16 protein-coding genes and 2 tRNA genes are annotated in these 21,133 nt (G+C 41.3%); 7 read left to right on the top strand and 11 right to left on the bottom strand.

The window, feature by feature from the left end; all coding sequences use genetic code 11:
- Positions 1-21 precede the first annotated feature (21 nt).
- The gene (gene guaB / locus CIK86_RS09960; protein ID WP_011327346.1) at positions 22-1,491 is read right to left on the bottom strand and encodes an IMP dehydrogenase; all 1,470 of its coding nucleotides are present in this window, start codon (positions 1,489-1,491) and stop codon (positions 22-24) included.
- A gap of 136 nt (positions 1,492-1,627) precedes the next feature.
- Here guaB and xseA point away from each other — a divergent pair, with 136 nt between their 5' ends.
- Entirely contained in the window at positions 1,628-2,962 is a 1,335-nt protein-coding gene (gene xseA / locus CIK86_RS09965) for an exodeoxyribonuclease VII large subunit (protein WP_086997837.1), read from the top strand.
- A gap of 7 nt (positions 2,963-2,969) precedes the next feature.
- Here the strand turns inward: xseA and CIK86_RS09970 are convergent, their stop codons facing one another.
- The 3 genes from CIK86_RS09970 to CIK86_RS09980 form a co-directional block, all read right to left on the bottom strand.
- Positions 2,970-3,617 (bottom strand): hypothetical protein, encoded by a 648-nt coding sequence (locus CIK86_RS09970; RefSeq protein WP_086997834.1) that lies wholly within the window; start codon positions 3,615-3,617, stop codon positions 2,970-2,972.
- 18 nt (positions 3,618-3,635) lie between these two features.
- Positions 3,636-4,454: a serine O-acetyltransferase gene (gene cysE, locus CIK86_RS09975; RefSeq protein ID WP_011327343.1), complete on the bottom strand. Its 819-nt coding sequence runs from the start codon at positions 4,452-4,454 to the stop codon at positions 3,636-3,638.
- A gap of 173 nt (positions 4,455-4,627) precedes the next feature.
- Positions 4,628-7,507: a M16 family metallopeptidase gene (locus CIK86_RS09980; RefSeq protein WP_086997831.1), complete on the bottom strand. Its 2,880-nt coding sequence runs from the start codon at positions 7,505-7,507 to the stop codon at positions 4,628-4,630.
- A 271-nt stretch (positions 7,508-7,778) separates the two neighbouring features.
- Between CIK86_RS09980 and CIK86_RS09985 the strand changes: the two genes are divergently transcribed.
- Positions 7,779-8,735 carry a hypothetical protein gene (locus tag CIK86_RS09985; protein ID WP_086997828.1) on the top strand — a complete coding sequence of 319 codons (957 nt, stop codon included), beginning with the start codon at positions 7,779-7,781 and terminating at the stop codon, positions 8,733-8,735.
- Positions 8,736-8,947: 212 nt separating this feature from the next.
- Here the strand turns inward: CIK86_RS09985 and CIK86_RS09990 are convergent.
- Positions 8,948-9,032: transfer RNA gene (locus CIK86_RS09990), tRNA-Leu, on the bottom strand.
- Positions 9,033-9,304: 272 nt separating this feature from the next.
- On the opposite strand from CIK86_RS09990, the gene CIK86_RS09995 reads away from it, so the two are divergent.
- The gene (locus CIK86_RS09995) at positions 9,305-9,799 is read left to right on the top strand and encodes an RDD family protein (protein ID WP_011329070.1); all 495 of its coding nucleotides are present in this window, start codon (positions 9,305-9,307) and stop codon (positions 9,797-9,799) included.
- A gap of 111 nt (positions 9,800-9,910) precedes the next feature.
- Here CIK86_RS09995 and lptG read toward each other — a convergent pair whose 3' ends face one another.
- Positions 9,911-10,978 carry an LPS export ABC transporter permease LptG gene (lptG, locus tag CIK86_RS10000; RefSeq protein WP_086997825.1) on the bottom strand — a complete coding sequence of 356 codons (1,068 nt, stop codon included), beginning with the start codon at positions 10,976-10,978 and terminating at the stop codon, positions 9,911-9,913.
- Positions 10,975-12,087 carry an LPS export ABC transporter permease LptF gene (gene lptF, locus CIK86_RS10005; protein WP_011329072.1) on the bottom strand — a complete coding sequence of 371 codons (1,113 nt, stop codon included), beginning with the start codon at positions 12,085-12,087 and terminating at the stop codon, positions 10,975-10,977. Before lptF ends, lptG begins: the two co-directional genes overlap by 4 nt.
- 304 nt (positions 12,088-12,391) lie before the next feature.
- On the opposite strand from lptF, the gene pepA reads away from it, so the two are divergent.
- The 3 genes from pepA (at position 12,392) to CIK86_RS10020 (ending at position 17,417) form a co-directional block, all read left to right on the top strand.
- Positions 12,392-13,903, top strand: a complete 1,512-nt coding sequence (pepA, locus tag CIK86_RS10010; protein WP_086997821.1) for a leucyl aminopeptidase — start codon at positions 12,392-12,394, stop codon at positions 13,901-13,903.
- A gap of 151 nt (positions 13,904-14,054) precedes the next feature.
- On the top strand, positions 14,055-14,501 hold the full coding sequence (locus tag CIK86_RS10015) for a DNA polymerase III subunit chi (RefSeq protein ID WP_058374054.1): 447 nt from the start codon (positions 14,055-14,057) through the stop codon (positions 14,499-14,501).
- A gap of 60 nt (positions 14,502-14,561) precedes the next feature.
- Entirely contained in the window at positions 14,562-17,417 is a 2,856-nt protein-coding gene (locus tag CIK86_RS10020) for a valine--tRNA ligase (protein ID WP_086997817.1), read from the top strand.
- Positions 17,418-17,530: 113 nt separating this feature from the next.
- Here CIK86_RS10020 and CIK86_RS10025 read toward each other — a convergent pair whose 3' ends face one another.
- Positions 17,531-18,832: an outer membrane protein transport protein gene (locus CIK86_RS10025; protein ID WP_086997814.1), complete on the bottom strand. Its 1,302-nt coding sequence runs from the start codon at positions 18,830-18,832 to the stop codon at positions 17,531-17,533.
- Between the two features lie 283 nt (positions 18,833-19,115).
- Between CIK86_RS10025 and CIK86_RS10030 the strand changes: the two genes are divergently transcribed.
- Positions 19,116-19,439, top strand: coding sequence for a hypothetical protein (locus CIK86_RS10030; RefSeq protein WP_086997811.1), 324 nt, complete (start codon positions 19,116-19,118; stop codon positions 19,437-19,439).
- On the opposite strand, the gene CIK86_RS10035 is transcribed toward CIK86_RS10030, so the two are convergent.
- From CIK86_RS10035 to CIK86_RS10045, 3 genes are all read right to left on the bottom strand, one after another.
- On the bottom strand, positions 19,399-20,622 hold the full coding sequence (locus CIK86_RS10035) for an HD domain-containing phosphohydrolase (RefSeq protein ID WP_086997808.1): 1,224 nt from the start codon (positions 20,620-20,622) through the stop codon (positions 19,399-19,401). The two genes, CIK86_RS10030 and CIK86_RS10035, sit on opposite strands and share 41 nt — an antisense overlap.
- 105 nt (positions 20,623-20,727) lie before the next feature.
- Positions 20,728-20,949 (bottom strand): Rho-binding antiterminator, encoded by a 222-nt coding sequence (locus tag CIK86_RS10040; protein ID WP_086997805.1) that lies wholly within the window; start codon positions 20,947-20,949, stop codon positions 20,728-20,730.
- Positions 20,950-21,008: 59 nt separating this feature from the next.
- A tRNA-Arg gene (locus CIK86_RS10045) sits at positions 21,009-21,083 on the bottom strand.
- Between the last annotated feature and the right edge of the window lie 50 nt (positions 21,084-21,133).

Below are 21,133 nucleotides of genomic sequence, written 5' to 3' on the forward strand. Positions count from 1 at the left end.
AATTGATGTAATTACGGCTGATTAGCCTAAACGGTAGTTAGGTGCTTCTTTAGTGATTTGCACGTCATGTACATGCGACTCACCCATACCAGCTGAAGTAACACGTACAAACTGTGGTTTGGTGTTTAGCTCTTCAATAGTGGCACAACCAGTTAAGCCCATTGCGCTGCGCAGGCCGCCCACTTGCTGATGGATAATAGTTGCAATAGGACCTTTGTACGCTACGCGACCTTCAATACCTTCTGGTACTAACTTGTCGGCTTCGTTTGACTTTTGGAAGTAACGATCTGATGAACCTTCTTTTTGATCCATCGCGCCTAACGAGCCCATACCACGGTATGATTTGTAGTAACGGCCTTGGTAAAGCTCTACTTCGCCAGGTGCTTCTTCAGTACCAGCAAGCAAAGAGCCCACCATTACACACGATGCACCAGCAACAAGTGCTTTTACAATATCGCCAGAAAAACGAATACCGCCATCGGCAATTACCGGAATATCGCGGCCTTTTAAGCCATCAACAGCATCTGAAATAGCCGTAATTTGTGGCACACCACAACCCGTAACAATACGCGTAGTACAAATAGAACCTGGGCCTATTCCTACTTTAACCGCATCGGCTCCAGCGTCTGCAAGCGCAACAGCGCCTTCTGCTGTTGCTACGTTACCAGCAATAATTTGTAAGTCTGGGTATTCTTTGCGGGTTTTCGCAACGCGGTCAATAACACCTTGAGAATGGCCGTGCGAAGTATCGATAAGTAATACGTCAATACCTGCTTCTACTAATGCAGCAATACGCTCATCAGTACCTGCGCCAACACTCACAGCAGCACCTACACGCAAACGACCTTGGTCGTCTTTACAGGCATCTGGTTTTTCTTGTGCTTTTTGGTAATCTTTTACGGTGATCATGCCCTTTAGTTTAAACGCATCATCAACCACAAGAATTTTTTCAATGCGGTGTTCGTGCATTAAGCCTAAAATCTCTTCGCGCGCAGCACCTTCGTTTACAGTAACTAGCTTGTCTTTTTTAGTCATAACAGTAGAAACAGGCTGTTCAAGCTTAGTTTCAAAGCGCATATCACGCCCTGTTACAATACCAACAAGATTGTTATCGCTATCGGTTACTGGAAAGCCCGAAAAACCTTTTTCTTGCGACAGCTCAAGTGCATCTGCAATGGTTAAATCGGCAGTTACTGTAATAGGATAAGTAACAATACCCGCTTCATAGGTTTTAACTTTACGAACGTTTTTCGCTTGTTCTGCAATAGTCATGTTTTTATGAATAAAACCAAGACCACCTTCTTGCGCAAGGGCAATAGCTAAACGAGCTTCGGTAACAGTATCCATAGATGCTGAAACAAGCGGCAAGTTAAGTTTGATTCCACGCGTTAAGCGAGTTGAAATATTTGCCGTATGTGGCAAAACAGTAGAATGACCAGGTACTAAAAGTACGTCATCAAAGGTAAGAGCTTCTTTAGCGATTCTAAGCATTTTGGCAACTTCTCACATGGTGGATCTAAGATAAGGAATTGCGGCCAAATTTTAACAGCGTTGCTAGCACTAGTAAATCATATTTTGTAAATATTTATGATAAACTAGGGTTATAAATAGTTTTTGGTAGTTTTTTATGTTTTCGAAGCCTTTGCAAACGGTTTACACCGTGTCACGCCTTAATAGAGAAATACGCGCCCTACTCGAGCAAGGCTTTGCCTCGCTGGTACTAACTGGCGAAATTTCGAACTTTATTACTCCGGCATCTGGGCATTGGTATTTTTCGTTAAAAGACGATAAAGCACAAATAAAAGCAGCCATGTGGCGCGGCAATAATCGTAACCAAAGTTACCGACCCATTAACGGTGCGCAGGTAACGGTAAAAGCGCGCGTTTCACTTTATGAACCACGCGGCGACTATCAACTTATTGTTGAACATATGGAACCTGCTGGCGAAGGACAACTTAAGCAAGAGTTTGACGCCCTAAAAATGCGTTTAGCCGCTGAGGGGCTATTTAGCTCGGTTTATAAAAAACCTCTACCGCAAAACATTAACCGTATCGGGGTAATAACCTCTGCAACTGGCGCGGCCATAAAAGATATTTTAACCGTACTAAAACGCCGCGCACCGCAGTTAGAAGTTATTATTTACCCTGCTATGGTGCAAGGTAAAGACGCACATCTGCAGTTAATTAAACAAATAGAGTTGGCTAATATTCGCAGCGAAGTAGACGTGCTTATTTTGGGGCGTGGTGGCGGCTCTTTAGAAGATTTATGGTGTTTTAACCATGAGCAACTTGCACGCGCTATATTTAATAGCCAACTGCCTATTGTGAGCGCGGTAGGCCACGAAATCGATACCACTATTAGCGACTATGTAGCCGACGTACGTGCAGCTACGCCTTCTGCGGCAGCCGAGCTGGTAAGTCCTAATACGCAAGAGTTACATAATAAAGTAACTCAGCTAGTTAATCGTCTTGCTAATGCGTTTAAACACGATATGAGCGAAAAGCGTGCTCAAGCATTACAACTACAGCACAGGTTAAATTTATGCCATCCGCGTAATCAGTTAAATCAAAAAGCGCAGCGCTTGGATGAACTAAGCATTGCGCTACAACAAGCTATGCGTAATCGTTTATATCAACAAGAGCGTACCCTTAATAATTTAACGCCTAGATTAATGCGCCAATCACCCGACAAAAAGCTCACTCAAGCAAGTCATCAACTCGCGCAATTACAAACTCGGCTTAACCAAGCAATACAGCAGCAATTACAGCAAGCTAATAACAGCTTAGCACTGCAGGCAAGTCGCCTAGATTCAGTAAGTCCACTTAATGTATTAGCGCGAGGCTATAGTATTACAAAAACAGATAAGCAAAAGGTGGTTAAATCGGTAGCGGATGTAAAAGTCGGAGATACTTTAATTACTGAACTGGTTGACGGCACGCTACACTCGCAAGTACTAAGTTAGCAGCGTCTTACTCTTTAGTACTCACTATAAAATCTATCTGTTCATCGGTTGAATTTGACGAAGTGAGCTTAAATTGCTGCCACCATGGCATTAGCGCTAATTTATCGTTCAGCTCGCGCCACTGCACATGTCCTTGCTGATTAGTTTTATCGGCAACTAGGCTAAACTTACAAAGTGTTTGTTTGCACTCTAAACTAGTTAGTTGCGCGGTATTACTTAAATCACTGGTAATTAAAAAATCAGTTAGCGCGGTTTCTACTTCGTAGCTCCACTGGCTATTTTCATCCTCAGCTATAAACTTCTCTTCTAACTGCTTAGCAAAATCAAGCTGATCTAGTTGCGCTAATTTTAACGCTTGTTCAACGCGTTTTAGTTGTTTGGTTTTAAGCTCAAGCTCATTGGTAAGCGTGGCAATTTTATGCGTATATGGCGCAATACTCTCAGCCTGGGAGTTACCATCGGCAGGGTTAACATGCTCGTCAGTACTATTGAGTGACTCATCGTTAGCTTGCTTTATAACAATACTTTTATAAGGAAACGGCTGGCTTTGTTGCGCTTGAATAGGCATAGAATGTAAAAACAAAAAGTAACCACTGGTTAATCCTACGCCTAAAATAAAACAGCACAGGCCAAGTAAGTTACTTTTGTTTAGCATTTTAAATTGCTCATTACTTTATAGCATAGAGCTAGTATGCGATTCATTTTCAGGCTCAGGTTTAGCTAAAAAGTTTTGGTTCATACTTTTTGCAGGGCATTCGCAATCTGGGCGACCAATAATTTTTGCCGGTACACCTACCGCTGTAGTGTGTGGCGGTACATTACTTAGCACAACAGAGCCTGCGCCAATACGCGCGCCCGCACCCACTTCAATATTGCCTAATATTTTAGCCCCAGCACCAATAAGTACCCCGGCTCTAATTTTAGGGTGACGATCGCCTTGCTCATTGCCCGTGCCACCTAAAGTAACCGATTGCAGTATTGATACGTTATCTTCAATTACCGCCGTTTCACCAATAACAATACCGGTTGCATGGTCAAACATTATTCCTTTACCCACTTTACAAGCAGGATGAATATCAACGCCAAATACTTCTGAGCTACGGCTTTGAATAAAGCGCGCCAACTCTTTACGGTTTTGCGTCCACAAACAATTAGCTAAACGATGCGCCTGAATAGCATGGAAACCTTTTAAATTTAATATTACCGTAAGGTAAGTTTCGGCTGCAGGGTCACGATCTTTTACCGCTTTAATATCGTGAGCAACGTGCGTTAGCATACGCTCACACCTTACAAACGACTGATCAAATAGCTCACGAATAGTAAATGCCGACACCACCGCATCTGCCAATTTATTAGCAACAATAAAACTCAGCGCCGCCCCTAAACATTCATGGTTCAAAATACACGAATAAACATGGCTCGCTAAAAGAGGTTCGCGTTTTACTACTTCATTTGCTTCGCTGCGAAGCTGTTGCCAAATTTCATGTCGCATATTACTGCCTTTGTTGATCAAAAAGAGCCTTTTGCTAAGTTTAACGGATTTAGTCACTAAGGTGTTAATCCCTTAGTTATTTGTTGTGGTTATTAGATATAACTATTTTTATAAAACAAAAATGCCCCAACTATTTAAAACAGTTGGAGCATTTAGTTTTTTTAAGTTTAAACTTACTTAAATACTTTATCTACTGCTATTACTGCAATATTTTTTGCCGGAATAGCTAATTTGTAATCGGCAATCACTTTATCTTCTGCAACAAGCTCTGCTGGTTTATCGGTATTATAAACCATTGGCGATGTTTGCTCAGGCGCTAAACGCTTTTGCATATCAGCGCCGTCACCGGTAATAAATACATAATGGATATTATCGGTTTGTAGATTATCTTTAATAACGCGGTTTACATCCTTTACTGTTAGCGTTTTAAGTTTGTTAGTTACGTAACTTACAAAGCTGTCGGTGTTGTAAAACTCGCTATCAAGTGCATAACCTAATTGGCGGTTTTGACTTGCCACCATTTGCGGCACAAAGTTAATTAAAAAGTTACGTGTGGCTTCAAAGTCGTCTTCACTCATGCCATTTTTAATTAGCTTATCAAGCTCAAACAAGGCGGTACGAGTCGCAAAATGCGCATCGTTATTAGAGCGAAGTGGGCGTAACCACACTTGAAATATTTGCTCAGAGCGCCCTAGGTTTGCATCAGGCTTAGTTTGAAACATACCACGCGGAAAGTATTCAATGTACGCGTAATCGCCGTAGTTCATGCCACGGGTTTCACGAATACGCTCATATAAAAAGCTGTTAGAACTACGGTGCTCACCAAAGTAAGAACGCACTAACCACAGTGCAGTCCAGTCCTCACTACTTCTTATTGTATCAATTGGAAAACCAAACGATACCGCTGTCGACTGCGCACTCTTTTCAACAATAGTAGCATGATGGCCTTTAAGCTCAGGCGCATCAGGAATACTTAAACGGCTTTGCTCGCCTTTAGGCAGGCCTGCTAAATCAGCTAACATAGTGGCTTTTAGCTTTTCCGGTACTGCACCAATTAAGCCAAGTGTTAGCTTAGATTGCGTAAGCTCTGTGTTATAAAACGTTTTAACATCATCAAGCGTAAGTGCTTCTAAATCTGAAATATCACCATAGTTGTAGCTTTCATAAGGATGGCCTTTGTAAAGCGCGCTGTAGAGTACTTCTTTACCTAGTTCTTCATCGTTAGATGCTTTTAAGCCCGATTTAATACCGTCAATTAGCTCTTTTTTAAGGCGCTTAAAGTCATCTTCTCTAAAACCGGGATTAAGTAACTGATCGCTCACTAATGCATACCACTTAGCAGCGTTATCTTTATGAATACGCCCTTGAAACGACAGCATTTCTTTATCTATTTGATAACCAAAGCTACCTGCCAGCGGATAAAGTGCTTGTTTAATATCTTTATAGCTTGTTGATTGTGAGCCACCTTGCGCCAGCATAGCTGCAGTTAATGCGCCAAGGCCTTTTTTACCTTGCGGGTCAGCAGCAGCCCCGGTATTGAATAAAAAGTTAACGTCGATTAATGGCGAGCTGTTAGTTTTATCTAGCACTTTAAATGCAGCAGCCTGAGGTGCTTGCTCCAGTTTTGCAACCAGTGCGTTTAAATCAACCTCTTGCTCAAAATTTGGCGCTTTATCAAGTGCCGACATAGTCACGGTAGTGCGTGCATTATCAACAAAATACTTGTTAGCAATTGCTTTAATATCTTCAGCTGTTATTTCATCTGAGGTTTTATATAGCTGGTTTATTACCCTAGGGTCACGCTCAAAATGCATATAGCTTGCAAGGGTTGCAGCAATTGCTTGCGACGAATCTAAACCATTTATAAAGCTGTATTTAAGGTTAGATTTTAAGTCGCTGAGTTTTTGGCTATCTACTAACTCAGTTCGCGCTTGAGCGTAGGTACGATTGATTGCATCGCGTACTTTGGCTAAATCGTCTGCTTTTTCTACTTTTACAAATACATGCAGTAAACCCGGATCTTTGGTTTCTGGGTTATAGCTAAACATTTGGCTGGCAATTTGTTTATCTACCACTAGCTCTTGGTATAAATCTGAGTTGTTTGAAAAATAAAGCTGCGAGAGTAAATCAAGCGCAGCTCTGTCTTTTTTAGCCGGCTCCCACGCAGTGCCTTTATACGATACTAATAACCAATGCCCTGGTAAGCCTGGGTTTTGTTGATGACTATACTTTGGCGCTTGCTGTGTTGGCTCTGCTTTAATGTCGGCAACATAGTCACCCTTTTTCCACGCACCCCAGTGTTTTTTAACCATAGCCATAGTGGCTTTTGGGTCTACATCACCCACAATTACAAGTGATACATATTCGGGCTTATAAAATTTGGCAAAAAATTCTTTACCATAAGCCATTTGATCAGGCATGGCTTCTATGTCTTTAAAAAAGCCCATAGTGGTGTGTTTATAAGTGTGTTGCTCAAAGGCCTCTTCGCGTACTGCGCTAAGTAATTTACGCACTGGGCTGGCATTATTTTTTAAGTACTCGCCTTTTACCGTTTGCGCTTCGGTTCTAAATTGCTCTTCGGTATAGGTTAAGTTTTGAAAAATATCAGCTTCAAGTTCAAGTACTTTATCAAGATGCTGCTTTGAAAAGTTTAAATGATAGTTAGTGTAATCGTTGGTGGTGTAAGCGCGGTTATCAACGCCAGAATTTTTTAAAATACTTGAATACACAGCCTCAGGAAATTTTTCAGAGCCTTTAAACATCATGTGTTCAAAAAAATGCGCAAAGCCCGTTTTACCCGCTTGCGTTTCATTACGTGATCCTACCGATACAGGAATTTGCAACGAGACTACATCAGGGTAATCGGTTTTAACCACCATAACGCGCAAGCCATTTTCAAGCTCTTCTAGTAAGTAGTCTTGTGAAAAAACGCCCTCGCCCGTAGTGTTTGTTTGTTGTTGTGTTACTGCTTGGCTCGTTTGATTTTGTTCAATAGCGCAACCCGACAGTGCCAGCGATACCGCTAAACTGGTTGCTAAAAATTTAAATTTCATTGTTTTTCCTTTTATAGCAATCAATTTTAATCGCTAAACGTTGAGCTAGTTTAATAAAAAGTACCATCTGATTATGCCGCAAAGCCGCCAATAATAAGAGCCTAAAGCGTTGTTATTATGTAAACAACTGTATCAAATTTACTAATTGGTAACGAGCTTGTATGAATAAACCTCACTACGATTGAAAAACTTTCATTAAATAAAGCTATCTAGCCATCTAAATGGCTGCTATATTAATTCCATCGTAACAAACTAAGCTGGAATGAGGATTATGGCTTTATCACTTCAAGAGAAAATAGAAGATAGCAATCAAGGCGTATACCTTATTGGTACTACGCCGCCAAAAATTGGTACCGATAAAGCGCAACTAAAAACCATTGCAGAAAAGCTATTGGGTCGCCTACACGAAATTGAATACGACGGCGTAATAATTTACGACATTCAAGACGAAAGCAGCCGTACTAATCAAGCGCGTCCGTTTCCATTTAGGCAAACTGTCGATCCACGTGAATACAGCAACCTATTACGTGGCTTATCGCACCTTGATGTAATTACCTATAAAAGTGTGGCGCAACGCAGTGCGAACGAGTTTAAAGATTGGCTAAGTGAAACTAAAAACGACTACGATTTAAAAAATATTGTTTTAGTAGGTAGCCCATCATCGATAGGCGATATAAAACTAAGCCTACCAGATGCGTATAAAACGCTGGCAGAGCAATCTGATGACTTCTTTTTAGGCGGCGTTACTATTGCAGAGCGTCATTCTAATAAACGTAATGAACACGAGCGACTAATAGAAAAAACCGCTCAAGGCTGTAAGTTCTTTATTTCGCAAGCGGTTTACGACGCACAAGCAACAATAGAGTTAATTACTAGCTATGCACGTAGTTGTAAAGCACAAGGGCTTGAGCCTAAGCGACTTATTTTAACTTTTACTCCGTGCGGCGGCGAAAAAACCTTAGAGTTTATGCAATGGTTGGGGATCTCAGTGCCAGAAGCTACAAAATGGCGCATGCTTGATGCAGAGAATACATTAAGCGAATCGGTACGTATTTGCCGCGAAAATCTCGACTTAATACTTAAAAGCTGTGCGCACCTAAATGTGCCGCTGGGCTTAAATATAGAAAGCTTAACTAACCGTAAAGAAGAAATTGACGCATCAATTAACTTATACCGCTTATTAAAAGCTATCATGGAATTAAATCTAGCTGAAAAGTTAATAGCTTAAGGGCTAAGCATTTAATACAAAACCAGATTAATTAGTTACACTCTTTGGCAAGCCTTATAGCTTGCCTTTTTTTATTTTAAATTTGAGCGGCCGGACCTTAACTTATAACAGCGGCACTCCCGCGTGCCGCTCGAGTACGGCGGGTTGTGTCCGTTTGCACTTTTCTGTAGGCATAAAAAAACCCCGACCAATTTGATCGGGGCTATAAAAAGTGGTACCAGCGGCCGGACTCGAACCGGCACGCCTTTCGGCAGGGGATTTTGAATCCCCCATGTATACCAATTTCATCACGCTGGCATAATTTTTCTTTAACCTTCTAAATACCAGAAGATAAAGAAAAACCACTTTAGAGCTTAGGTTTATAAAACTGCCTTCGTCTCTATGCTAAGCATTATACAATCAATAAAGGTAGCGGCAAGCGTTTTATGACATAAGTACAATCAACCGCTTAACAATTAAGCAACCATTAACATTTAACTCTGCGCAGCGCTTTAATGCCTTACTGAAGAGGTAGTATTTACCAGTCTATTTGCTAAACTAGCGCGCATATTAATAGTGAGAGTATATTTATGTTGAATGAATTTCCACGAGCTGGCTTTTGGCGTCGTTTGGCGTCGTTAATTTATGATGCCTTGGTCGTAATTTCTTTATCTATGCTTACTGCCATACTCTACTTTGCAGTCATTCAGCTACTAACGTCTTTAGATATGATAGTTAAAACTGACGATCCTGCTGCTTTAATACAAGACTCTACGTTACTCTCTGGTATTAGAAGCGCGTTGTTTGTTGGAGTAAACGTATTCTTTTTTGCTTATTTTTGGACTAAAAGCGGGCAAACCATTGGCATGCGCGCATGGCGCTTAAAAGTACAAACTCTAGATGGGCAACTTATTAGCTGGCCGCAAGCAATAATTCGCAGTGTTAGTGCATTACTTGGTTTAGGTAATTTAGTGGTATTGGTTGATTTTAAAAATAAAAAAGCTTTGCAAGATTACCTTTCTAAAACCGAAGTTATTGCACTCACCAAAGAAGAAAACAAGCGTATTTACCGTGAGCTTGATTAATTAAAAGTAATACACTGTAATTTATAAGCACAAAAAAGCGTGGCACTTTTATAAAGTAGCCACGCTTTTTTGTTTCAAGGTATTTTTGTAACTACCTTTTTATAACTAGTTTTATGCGCGTTTATTCATTAAGTAAGCAGCAAAACCGGTGAATATAATGCTAGGCACTACAGCGCCAACAAACGCAGGTATTTGATACACCATAACCACAGGACCAAATATTTCGTTAGTTAGATGAAACACTATACCCGTAACTACGCCCATTATAATACGTGCCCCCATAGTGACGGTACGCAACGGGCCAAATATAAACGACAGTGCAACTAGCAACATTACAGCGATAGATATTGGCTGCATAAGTTTGCGCCAAAGCGCGAGTTCATAGGTGCTGGTATCTTGATCGTTTTGCTCTAAATAGTCTAAGTAAGACCATAACCCAGTAAACGACAGCGACTCAGGTTTAACCGATACCACACCCAGCTTTTCAGCAGTAAGTTGTGATGGGTAAAACTCCTCAGGCACTTGCTCTGTGGTAATAAGCTCATCACTTATTTTTACTTTATTGACGCCGCGCAGTAACCAGCCGTTTTCGCGACTTAGCGCATCTTTTGCCTTCGTTATTTGTGTAAGCGATAGCGACTGATCAAAGTGGTACATATGTACACCATTTAATTTACCATTTTGATCTACATCTTCTATATTTATAAAGTTATTGCCGTCTTTTGCCCATACGCCTTTTTGCGCATTAAAAACATCGCCACCATGAATTGCCTGGTTACGCATTTCTTTAGCTTGTAATTGCGCCTCGGGTACTCCCCACTCGCCTAATGCCATCATACATAGCGCCATAAATACGGCGGTTTTCATTACCGAGCTTATAATTTGTAAGCGCGACATACCTGCAGCGTGCATTACCACCAGCTCGCTGTTTGAGGCAAGCGCTCCTAACCCCGTTAAGCCACCAATGAGCGCGGCCATCGGAAAAAACACCACTAAATCGCCCGGTATTGTGTAAAGCGTGTAGAGCATCGCGGTCATTAAGTCGTAACTACCACGGCCAACTGACTTTAACTGGTCGATAAATTTAATTAAGGTGCTAATGCCTACCAGTACCAATAATGCAAAGCCGGTGGTTTGTAAAATGCTGCGACCTAAATACCAATCAAGGGTTTTCATCATGCGCCTAACTCCCGCTTAGTAATTACCGCTTTAAGCCAAGCGCCAAGTGGTCGCCCTTTAATTATTAATAGTCCGCCAATAAATAAGGCACTTAAGTGAATCCACCAAAGGCCAATAGAGGGAGGTATTTTGCCATCTTCAACAGCAAATTTAGCAGCGTTTAGTAAAATAAAATAACCTAAGTACAAGCTAATTGCCGGCACTAACTTAGCAAATTTACCTTGGCGTGGGTTAACCACACTTAACGGTACTGCTAATAGTGTCAGCAGTGGAATAGAAAGCGGTATAGCAATACGCCATTGCCACTGCGCGGTTGCCTCTGGAGTATTAAGTGCCAACAATTGATTAGTAGGAATTGCTTCTAATTTACGGCGTTGGTGCTCTATTTCTTGCTCTCGTATTTGTACACTATAACCGTCAAACTCGGTTAAATTGAGCGCAGGCGTTAAGCCATCAGTTTCATAGCGTTTTCCGTCGCTAAGAACGAGTTGTTGCTCGCCATTTTGCGCTTCAATTACAACTCCTTGCTCTGCATAAACTAGGCGTGCAAGGTTGTCTTTTTCGCTATCGGGGAGTTGCGCTACAAATACTTTATTAAGCTCTTTTCCACCGTTTTCAATGTTATGAATAAACACCACGGCTTTTTCGTTACCGGTTTGCTGAAAGCGACCTGCCCTTAATGCAGATAATCCCGCATCGGCTTTAGCTTGCTCTTTTAATTGGTACTCTTGCTCGCTTGCCCAAGGGGCAACATGCATAGTGAGCGCAGCGGCTAAAATAGCCAACCCCACACTTGATATAAGCGTCACTCTAACCACATACCATTCACTTACACCACAGGCTTTAAGCACGGTCATTTCGCTATCGGCGTAGATACGGCTGTAGGCCAAAATTATGCCTAAAAATATACTCAACGGTAAAATTAACGAGGCTAACTGCGGCAATTTAAGTGCAATCATCGATAGCACCAATTTAGCAGGAATACTGCCCTCAGAGGCATCGCCTAAAATACTAACTAACTTTTGCGACAAAAAAATGGTCATCAAAGTTAAAAATACGGCGACCTGCGATTTTAAAACCTCAGCAGTCAAATAACGAAAAATAAGCAATAGTCGCCCCTGTTAAACATGGTGTGTCACTGCAATAGTGAACGTTTATAGTTAGTCATGATTTTACTCAGCCTTGCCGAGCATAGATCTAATATTATAAGCCATGAAAATTAATTATCCTACCTAACAACACGATATAATGTTGCATTAGTGACCCTTAAGCAGATAAAGTTCAATTACACAGTAAGAGTCGGGCAAAATCAGCTAAGATTAGAGCTACACCTAAATAATTTAGGTATATAAGACTAAAAATATTTTTAGTTTCTGCTTAGCTTCTAAAGATGACTCAAAATCAGGAGTGACAATGGAATTTAACGTAAAAAGTGGTAGCCCAGAAAAACAACGTAGCGCATGTATTGTAGTTGGTGTATACGAGCCTCGTCGGTTATCCCCCATTGGTGAACAACTCGATAAAATCAGTGATGGTTATATCTCAAATTTACTTCGCCGAGGTGACCTAGAAGGAAAGCCGGGCCAAGTTTTATTATTGCATCATGTACCAAACATCTTAAGCGAGCGCATATTGCTTGTAGGGTGTGGTAAAGAGCGCGAGCTTGACGATAAGCAATATAAACAAATTATTTCTAAAACAATTAATACCTTAAACGACACCGGCTCTATGGAAGCGGTATGCTTTTTAACAGAGCAACACGTTAAAGGTCGCGATACCTACTGGAAAGTGCGCCAAGCAGTAGAAACCACCCAAGATTGTTTATACACCTTTAATCAACTAAAAAGTAAAACAGTAGACCCACGTCGTCCACTGCGTAAAATGGTGTTTAATGTTCCAACGCGTCGCGAGCTAACTATAGGCGAAAGCGCTATTGAGCATGGTTTAGCTATTGCTGCCGGTAGTAAGCTATGTAAAGACGTAGCAAATATGCCACCTAATATTTGTAACCCTGCGTATTTAGGCGAGCAAGCACAACAGCTAGCAACTAATTTTGACAACATTACTGTTGATCTAATCGGCGAAGAGCAAATGGCTGAGCTAGGTATGAACTCTTACTTAGCTGTTGGTCGCGGTAGTGTGAACGAATCGGTTATGTCGGTAATTAACTACAAAGGCGGCGCAGATGAGCAAGCTCCTATCGTATTAGTTGGTAAAGGCTTAACCTTCGATTCGGGCGGTATTTCATTAAAACCTGGCGAAGGCATGGACGAAATGAAATACGACATGGGCGGTGCTGCAGGTGTTATTGGTGCAATGCGTGCACTGGCACAAATGCAGTTACCTATTAACGTGATTGGTATTTTAGCCGGCTGCGAAAATATGCCGGGGCCAAATGCATATCGCCCAGGTGACATTTTAACCACTATGTCGGGACAAACCGTTGAAGTATTAAATACTGATGCCGAAGGGCGCTTAGTATTATGTGATGCACTAACCTATGTAGAGCGTTTTGAGCCAGAAACCGTTATTGATGTAGCCACATTAACAGGTGCTTGTATTGTAGCACTAGGCGCACATGCAACCGGTTTACTCTCTAACCATAATCCGCTTGCGCATGAGTTGTTAAAAGCATCGGAGCAAAGTGGCGACCGTGCATGGCAACTACCGCTATGGGACGACTATCAAGATCAACTAGAGAGCCCATTTGCCGACTTTACTAACTTAGGGGGCCGTGCAGCTGGTACTATTACCGCAGCGTGTTTTTTATCTAAGTTTACTAAAAAGTACAACTGGGCACATTTAGATATTGCAGGCACGGCATGGCGCAGTGGCGCTAAAAAAGGCGCAACAGGCCGTCCTGTTCCTATGCTTACTCAATATTTATTAAACAGAGCCGGCGTAAATGAAGCCGCTCAAGATTAAGCATACCGCTTAGCTACTTATTAAGGCGCCGTTTGGCGCCTTATTTATTTGGGTATTAATTGAAGCAAAACCCGTTATATGGCAAAATCAGCCTCTTAATTTATGTGTATTAACTAGCTACACATTCAATGTCATGGGAAACCCCGATACAATGAACATGAACGCCCAATTTTTCGTTCTAAAGCAACAAGATGAGTCGCTGGCTAAGCCTGATGATCATTTTGCTTTGGCGGCTCAAATTGCCGCAGATCAGTATCGGCTTGGCCAACGTGTATTTATTTGTGTAGATAACGAAAATACCGCCTTTGCCATTGATGAAACACTTTGGGCATTTGATCCCGACAGTTTTGTACCTCATAACCTACAAGGTGAAGGCCCAAAAGGCGGCGCACCGGTAGAAATTGGTACTACGCCCCCTGTTGGCAATCGTAAAGTTTTAATTAACTTGGCTAATAACTTACCGGATTTTATTCGCCGCTTTAACCAAGTTTTTGATTTTGTACCCGTAGAAGCCGTTGCTAAACAAGCAGCTCGCGAGCGTTTTAAAAAGCTACGCCAACTCGGTGCCAACATCACCACGCAAGATATTAATAACTAAAAACACTTTTAGTAAAATAGCTAACCAACTAATTTAAGTACTTATTTAAGGTTCTGTGTAATGGATAAAACCTACAATCCGCAAGATATTGAACAGTCTCTATACCAAGGCTGGGAAGAAAAAGGCTACTTTAAACCATCTGGCCAAGGCGTCCCGTATTCAATTATGATCCCGCCGCCAAATGTCACTGGTAGCTTACACATGGGCCACGCTTTCCAAGACACCATAATGGATACCTTAACGCGCTTTAAACGTATGCAAGGTAACAACACATTATGGCAAGTAGGTACTGACCACGCAGGTATTGCAACGCAAATGTTGGTTGAGCGTAAGCTGCATGCTGAGGAAGGCAAAACACGCCACGATTTAGGTCGCGAAGATTTTATTAATAAAATCTGGGAATGGAAAAAAGAATCTGGCGGCACAATCACTAAACAACTTCGTCGTCTTGGCGCATCGGTTGATTGGGATCGTGAACGCTTTACCATGGACGATGGCCTATCTGAAGCCGTTAAAGAAGTGTTTGTACGCCTTCACAAAGAAAACCTAATTTACCGTGGCAAACGCCTAGTAAACTGGGATCCTAAATTACACACAGCTATTTCTGATCTTGAAGTTGAAAACAAAGACAAGCAAGGCCACATGTGGAACTTACGTTACCCACTAGCCGACGGTGTTAAAACTCAAGATGGTAAAGACTACATAGTAGTAGCAACAACCCGCCCAGAAACTATGTTGGGCGACTCGGGCGTTGCAGTAAACCCTGATGACGAACGCTACATAGATTTAATTGGTAAAGAGATTTTATTACCCATTGTTAATCGCCGGATTAAAATTGTAGCCGATGAACATGCCGATAAAGATAAAGGCACGGGCTGTGTAAAAATAACCCCAGCGCACGACTTTAACGATAACGAAGTAGGCAAGCGTCACAAAATGCCGATGATCAACATTTTCGATAAAGACGCCGCTATTCTTACTCAAGGCGAAACCTACAGCTTTGATGGCAAAGAACTTGAGTTTGATGCACCAATTCCTGAGCGCCTACACGGGCTTGACCGTTTTGCTGCGCGTAAAGCGATTGTAGCTGAATTTGAAGAACTCGGCTTACTTGAAAAAATTGAAGATCATGGTTTAACCGTTCCTTACGGCGACCGCTCGGGTGTGGTAATTGAGCCACTGCTTACCGACCAATGGTATGTACGTGTTGCACCTCTTGCAGAGCCGGCTAAAGAAGCGGTTAAAAACGGCGACATTCAATTTGTACCTAAACAATACGAAAACATGTACTTTTCGTGGATGAACGACGTACAAGATTGGTGTATTTCACGCCAGCTTTGGTGGGGCCACCGCATTCCAGCTTGGTACGACAGCGAAGGCAACGTATTTGTTGGTCGCGATGAAGCTGAAGTACGCCGCGAAAATAACATTGCAGACAGCGTAACACTAAGCCAAGACGAAGACGTACTTGATACCTGGTTCTCATCAGCGCTTTGGACGTTCTCAACTCAAGGTTGGCCTGCAAACACTGATGATTTAAAAACCTTCCACCCGTCTGACGTGCTGGTAACTGGTTTTGATATTATTTTCTTCTGGGTTGCGCGTATGATCATGATGACGCTGCACTTTATAAAAGACGAAAATGGTAAACCACAAGTGCCGTTTAAAACCGTGTATGTAACTGGTTTAATACGTGACGACAACGGTGATAAAATGTCTAAGTCAAAAGGTAACGTACTTGACCCACTGGACATGATTGACGGCATTGAACTTGAAGAGTTAGTACAAAAGCGTACTGGTAACATGATGCAGCCAAAATTAGCGGCTAAAATCGAAAAAGATACCCGCAAAGTATTCGCTGGCGGCATTGAAGCACACGGCACCGATGCCCTTCGCTTTACGCTTGCAGCAATGGCCTCTACCGGTCGCGATATTAACTGGGACATGAACCGCCTTGAAGGCTACCGTAACTTCTGTAACAAACTATGGAACGCGAGTCGTTACGTATTAATGAACACAGAAGAGCAAGACTGTGGTTTTGCAACCGATGCACAAAAAGAGTTGTCGTTAGCCGATCGTTGGATATTAGGCCAATATGAAGCAACGGTTAAAACCTACACCGAGCATCTTGATAACTACCGTTTTGATTTAGCGGCGAACACGCTGTACGAATTCACCTGGAACCAGTTCTGTGATTGGTACTTAGAGCTGACTAAGCCGGTATTATTTAAAGGCAATGAAGCACAGCAGCGCGGTACACGTCATACCCTTATTACCGTACTTGAAAGCTTATTACGCTTAATGCACCCAATGATGCCTTACATCACTGAAACGATTTGGCAACGTGTTGCTCCACTTGCTGGCCTTGAAACAGCGGGTACCAGTATTATGGTTCAGGGCTTCCCTGTTTATAATCAAGCCAATGTTGATACACAAGCAATGGACGATTTAGAGTGGGTGAAGCAATTCATTTTAGCAATTCGTAATATCCGTGGTGAAATGGACATTAGCCCAAGCAAGCCGCTTAGCGTATTACTTGCAAATGCTTCGAGCGACGACGTGCGCCGCATTGAGGAGAACAACTCATTTTTAGCATCACTTGCAAAAATTGAAGAGTTCACCATGCTCGAAAATAAAGATGATGCGCCTGCGTGTGCAGCGTCTTATGTTGGTAATCTTGAAATTATGATCCCAATGGCGGGTTTAATTGACGTAGAAGCCGAGCTTTCACGTATTAATAAACAACTCGAAAAAGCCGAAAAAGGCCTAGCACAAGTGCAAAATAAACTCGCTAACGAAAAGTTTGTAAACAATGCACCTGAAGCGGTACTCGCTAAAGAAAATGCTAAGCTAGCTGAATTTACCGATGCTAAAACTAAGCTACTAGAGCAAAAAGTTAAAATAGAAAGCTTATAATTAAACCGTTACGGATGGCTTATGCTATTCGTAAACAGTTAATTTATAAGTATAAAAAGCCGCTTACTTCATTTGAAGTAAGCGGCTTTTTTATGTCTAGGCTCTAGGCAGAATTAGAACGTGTAGTTATACTGAGCACCAATAAGTACGGCATGACCTTTTGATTCAAAAGACCATTGCTGAGGTAGCGTTTCGCTTTCTACTTTTTCAGTGAACTTTTGCGTTTTACCACGTAATACACTCACACCCAAATCAACATTTGAGTTTTGATCAATCGCGTAGTTACCACCGAACGAGAACCAGAAACGGTCTGTATCAGGGATAGAAACTGATAAATGCTGTTGTGATACTGGTGATTCATCAAACGCAAAACCAGCGCGAAGCATTAAGTTTTCGCTGTACTGGTAATCAGTACCAATTGAGTAGCGCATTGCATCAGAGAAATCTTCTGTTTTTTCGAAGGCACTGAACTTATCGCCTGTAGGCGCAGTAACTTGCGCTTCTAATGAGTCAAAGCTGCTCCAACCGGTCCATAGTACACTGTAGTGTAAGCCTAGTTTTTCATCTAGCTGGTGAGAACCAGAAAATTCAGCAATTGCAGGTAATGTAATCTCAACTGAGCCAGGTAATTCAACTTGACCGTTTAACCCACCACGAATAAATGAAGGTAGTTCATTCGAGTACTCACCTTCAAAAGTAATATCTGTTTCTGTACGGTAATTAAAACCAAAGCGGCTATTTTCATCTAATTGGTACATTAAACCAACGTTTAAGCCGTAACCCATGTCATCACCTTCAAGGTGAACAGCATCAGCACTTGCAGGAATAGATGCAATAGCAGGGTCTACAGGAGGTACTACGCCAAACTTACGAATAATCTTCGCTTCTGCATAAATTGCATTTAAACCAATACCAAAACTGAACTGCTCAGATACTTTATAAGCAACACTTGCGTTCATGTTTACAGTAACAATTTCAGTTTCACCAGCAATTTGGCCAGCTGCGTAATCATCGTTAAACTCAGTGGCAAGGCCAAAGTTAGAAAATGCACCAAAACCAACCGATACTTTATCGTTTACTGGCATAGTGAAATAACCTGCTGGAATAATCGCGCTTGGTGCAATGCTGTCATCATCTAGTACGCTGTTATCCAAACCGTAAGCATTACCTGTGCCTTTAAGGCTCACATCAGGAATGACAGCCATAGCTGCAACACTAAGTTGCTTCTCGTTAAACAACGTCATTAATGCTGGGTTACGAGCTACTACAGACGCATCGTCTGCGATTGAAGCTTCACCTGCATAGGCACGACCGAGTCCTGAGGCATTTTGCTCAGATAACTGAAATGCTGCAGCAAAACTATCTGCTGAAACAAGTACCAGCGACGCTGCGATTAGAGTTTTAGTAAATTTCATTGTTGTTTCCTTAACCAAACTTATTGTTTGGGTAGCTATGTGTGTTGTTATTAGGATTTCAAACCTGATCACACTACATTAATTTTTTATAAAAAACTCTACAAACACGTCAAAAAACAGTAAAAAACACGTTTTTTAACGACCATTTAACAACTTATTAAAACTCATCGGACTAGAAGTGTGCTATTAGAGCATAAGCTCTAATTGTAATTGATTCTCATTTGGATTGACTTGAAATGCGCTGCAATCTACACTCTCTATAAAACGATGATGAGAGAAAACGGTGAGCATTTTACTTATTTTGACTGGGCTTATTTTTTGTGGCGCAAGTGTATTTTGTTTTTATAAAGCAAACTATTGTGCGTGTACTCGTGCTGGGCAGTGTGACAATCCAGTTAATCACTTTTGGTTGGCGGCTATTACTTGTGCATTAATCTCGCTAACATTTTGCTGTTTAGCGCTGCATGTAGAGCTTGGTACTTTATTATGGTTAACATTAATGGCAAGTTGCTTTTTAGGTGCGTTTATTTCGGCTAAACAAAGCCAAAAACGCAAATGTACTAACGCTATAAAAGTAAGTGCTCTTTTAATAAACGAGACAAGTTAATCTGATAATCAAGGGGCTTAACGCTGGCAATAATTTTAAGTTTTTGACTAGCTTCACTCAAATCAATATCTTTTGGCGTAACATGATGGCCATGTTTCGCATTATAAAATAACTTAACCTTAGGTTTAATTGGATTAAGGTTATTTCCTTCTAGTACTAATGCTAGGCGTTCATTGGTCAGTTTAACAATAGTGCCTACCGGGTGCACTCCCAAGCACTTAATAAATAGCTGTACTAATTCAGCATCAAACAGCTGCTTATTAGCAAGTAAATAACGCAGCGCGTTTATTGGCTCGTCACCATCTTGATGAGGCCTATCTGCTGTTATCGCGTCGTATACATCTACAATTGCCATTATACGAGCGGGACGACTTAGCTTATCAGCACTTATACCACGTGGGTAGCCAGAACCATCTAACCGTTCGTGATGGTTTACTATCATGTCCATCATTAATGACGTTATTCCTTTTTCTCCTTTAATTAGGCCTAAACTTTGTGCAACATGCTTTTTAATTACAATGGTTTCACTTCCAGATACAGTGGTGTTTTTTGAAAAAATCCCTTGCGGTAACTTTGCTTGGCCTAAATCATGTAGTAAAGCCCCCATAGCGAACTCTTGCACTATCGATTGCTTATATCCTAAATATTTAGTGAAAACGGCAGAAAAAATAGCACAGTTAATCATATGTCGCCAATTGTAACTGTGTTTATCCTGAATGCGAGTAAGGATGGTCAATGCATGCTGATTGCGAAATACTGAACTAACTATATCGTCAACTATTTCCTTTAGTGTGTTTATATTTAGTGTTAAACCCGATGTTAAATCACTATATATAGCTTGCAGTTTACGGTTATGTTGCTCATAAACTACATTTACTTTAATAAACTCTTGCTGAACTGTTATCGCTAACTTCTCTTTTTCTGGCTTTACCTCATTAGCCACTTCCGATTTACTTTGTGACTTTTCTTTATCCCTGTATTTACTAGGTACACTCACATCACTTTTTTCGAAATCAATTAAAAGCTCAAGTACTCCTTCTACAATTAGGCGCTTAACAATAGAGGGATTTCTCACCAAGCCACTGGTTTTAATTTTTATGCTGTCTATGCTCTCACGCTGCTTAACAACACTATCAACATACATACCGGGGATAAGCTCTGATATAGGCAAGGTAATTAGCATAAAAATGTGATTTTTCTAAAATTAAGGAATATATACCCTAAATAGCATTTTTCAACCTTAAATGTCTACTTTTAAAGTTTTTAGTAGTGATAAATAGCTATAAAACTATGCAAGTGTGATCGTTTTAATTTTATCTAGCCGTATTTTTACTATTTTATTTATTGGCTCTTGCAGCACTAAAAACTCGCCTTCGCCTTTAATGCTCTCTAAGGTTTTAGCAACCCCCACTAAAATTTGGGTATCTAATGTTATAGCCACTTTATTTGCACGCATACAATAAAGCTCAAGCTGATCGTAGTCGCCACATTTAATTGGTAGATAAGTCATAATGAATATTTTTAAAAGGATAATACTAAAAGTTAGCAAGTGTATTAGAGGAATGCAAATGGCGCTCTCGGTAGGGATCGAACCTACAACTCAGCCTCCGGAGGGCCACGTGATATCCATTTCACCACGAGAGCACATTTGTTGCCGCCACATCAACTCGCGATATCAATGCTTTGGCATGCGT

Origin of the sequence: Pseudoalteromonas sp. JB197, from assembly GCF_002332205.1 — a bacterium.
In the GTDB taxonomy this organism is placed as follows: domain Bacteria; phylum Pseudomonadota; class Gammaproteobacteria; order Enterobacterales; family Alteromonadaceae; genus Pseudoalteromonas; species Pseudoalteromonas nigrifaciens.

What these genes read in the sequence shown, in the direction of transcription:
- CIK86_RS10040 (WP_086997805.1), bottom strand. Translation starts at nt 20,949, where the DNA reads ATGACTTATCTACCAATTAAATGTGGCGACTACGATCAGCTTGAGCTT.
- CIK86_RS09970 (WP_086997834.1), bottom strand. Translation starts at nt 3,617, where the DNA reads ATGCTAAACAAAAGTAACTTACTTGGCCTGTGCTGTTTTATTTTAGGC.
- cysE (WP_011327343.1), bottom strand. Translation starts at nt 4,454, where the DNA reads ATGCGACATGAAATTTGGCAACAGCTTCGCAGCGAAGCAAATGAAGTA.
- CIK86_RS10020 (WP_086997817.1), top strand. Translation starts at nt 14,562, where the DNA reads ATGGATAAAACCTACAATCCGCAAGATATTGAACAGTCTCTATACCAA.
- xseA (WP_086997837.1), top strand. Translation starts at nt 1,628, where the DNA reads ATGTTTTCGAAGCCTTTGCAAACGGTTTACACCGTGTCACGCCTTAAT.
- pepA (WP_086997821.1), top strand. Translation starts at nt 12,392, where the DNA reads ATGGAATTTAACGTAAAAAGTGGTAGCCCAGAAAAACAACGTAGCGCA.
- CIK86_RS10035 (WP_086997808.1), bottom strand. Translation starts at nt 20,622, where the DNA reads ATGCTAATTACCTTGCCTATATCAGAGCTTATCCCCGGTATGTATGTT.
- CIK86_RS09980 (WP_086997831.1), bottom strand. Translation starts at nt 7,507, where the DNA reads ATGAAATTTAAATTTTTAGCAACCAGTTTAGCGGTATCGCTGGCACTG.
- CIK86_RS10015 (WP_058374054.1), top strand. Translation starts at nt 14,055, where the DNA reads ATGAACATGAACGCCCAATTTTTCGTTCTAAAGCAACAAGATGAGTCG.
- lptG (WP_086997825.1), bottom strand. Translation starts at nt 10,978, where the DNA reads ATGATGAAAACCCTTGATTGGTATTTAGGTCGCAGCATTTTACAAACC.
- CIK86_RS09985 (WP_086997828.1), top strand. Translation starts at nt 7,779, where the DNA reads ATGGCTTTATCACTTCAAGAGAAAATAGAAGATAGCAATCAAGGCGTA.
- guaB (WP_011327346.1), bottom strand. Translation starts at nt 1,491, where the DNA reads ATGCTTAGAATCGCTAAAGAAGCTCTTACCTTTGATGACGTACTTTTA.
- CIK86_RS10025 (WP_086997814.1), bottom strand. Translation starts at nt 18,832, where the DNA reads ATGAAATTTACTAAAACTCTAATCGCAGCGTCGCTGGTACTTGTTTCA.
- CIK86_RS09995 (WP_011329070.1), top strand. Translation starts at nt 9,305, where the DNA reads ATGTTGAATGAATTTCCACGAGCTGGCTTTTGGCGTCGTTTGGCGTCG.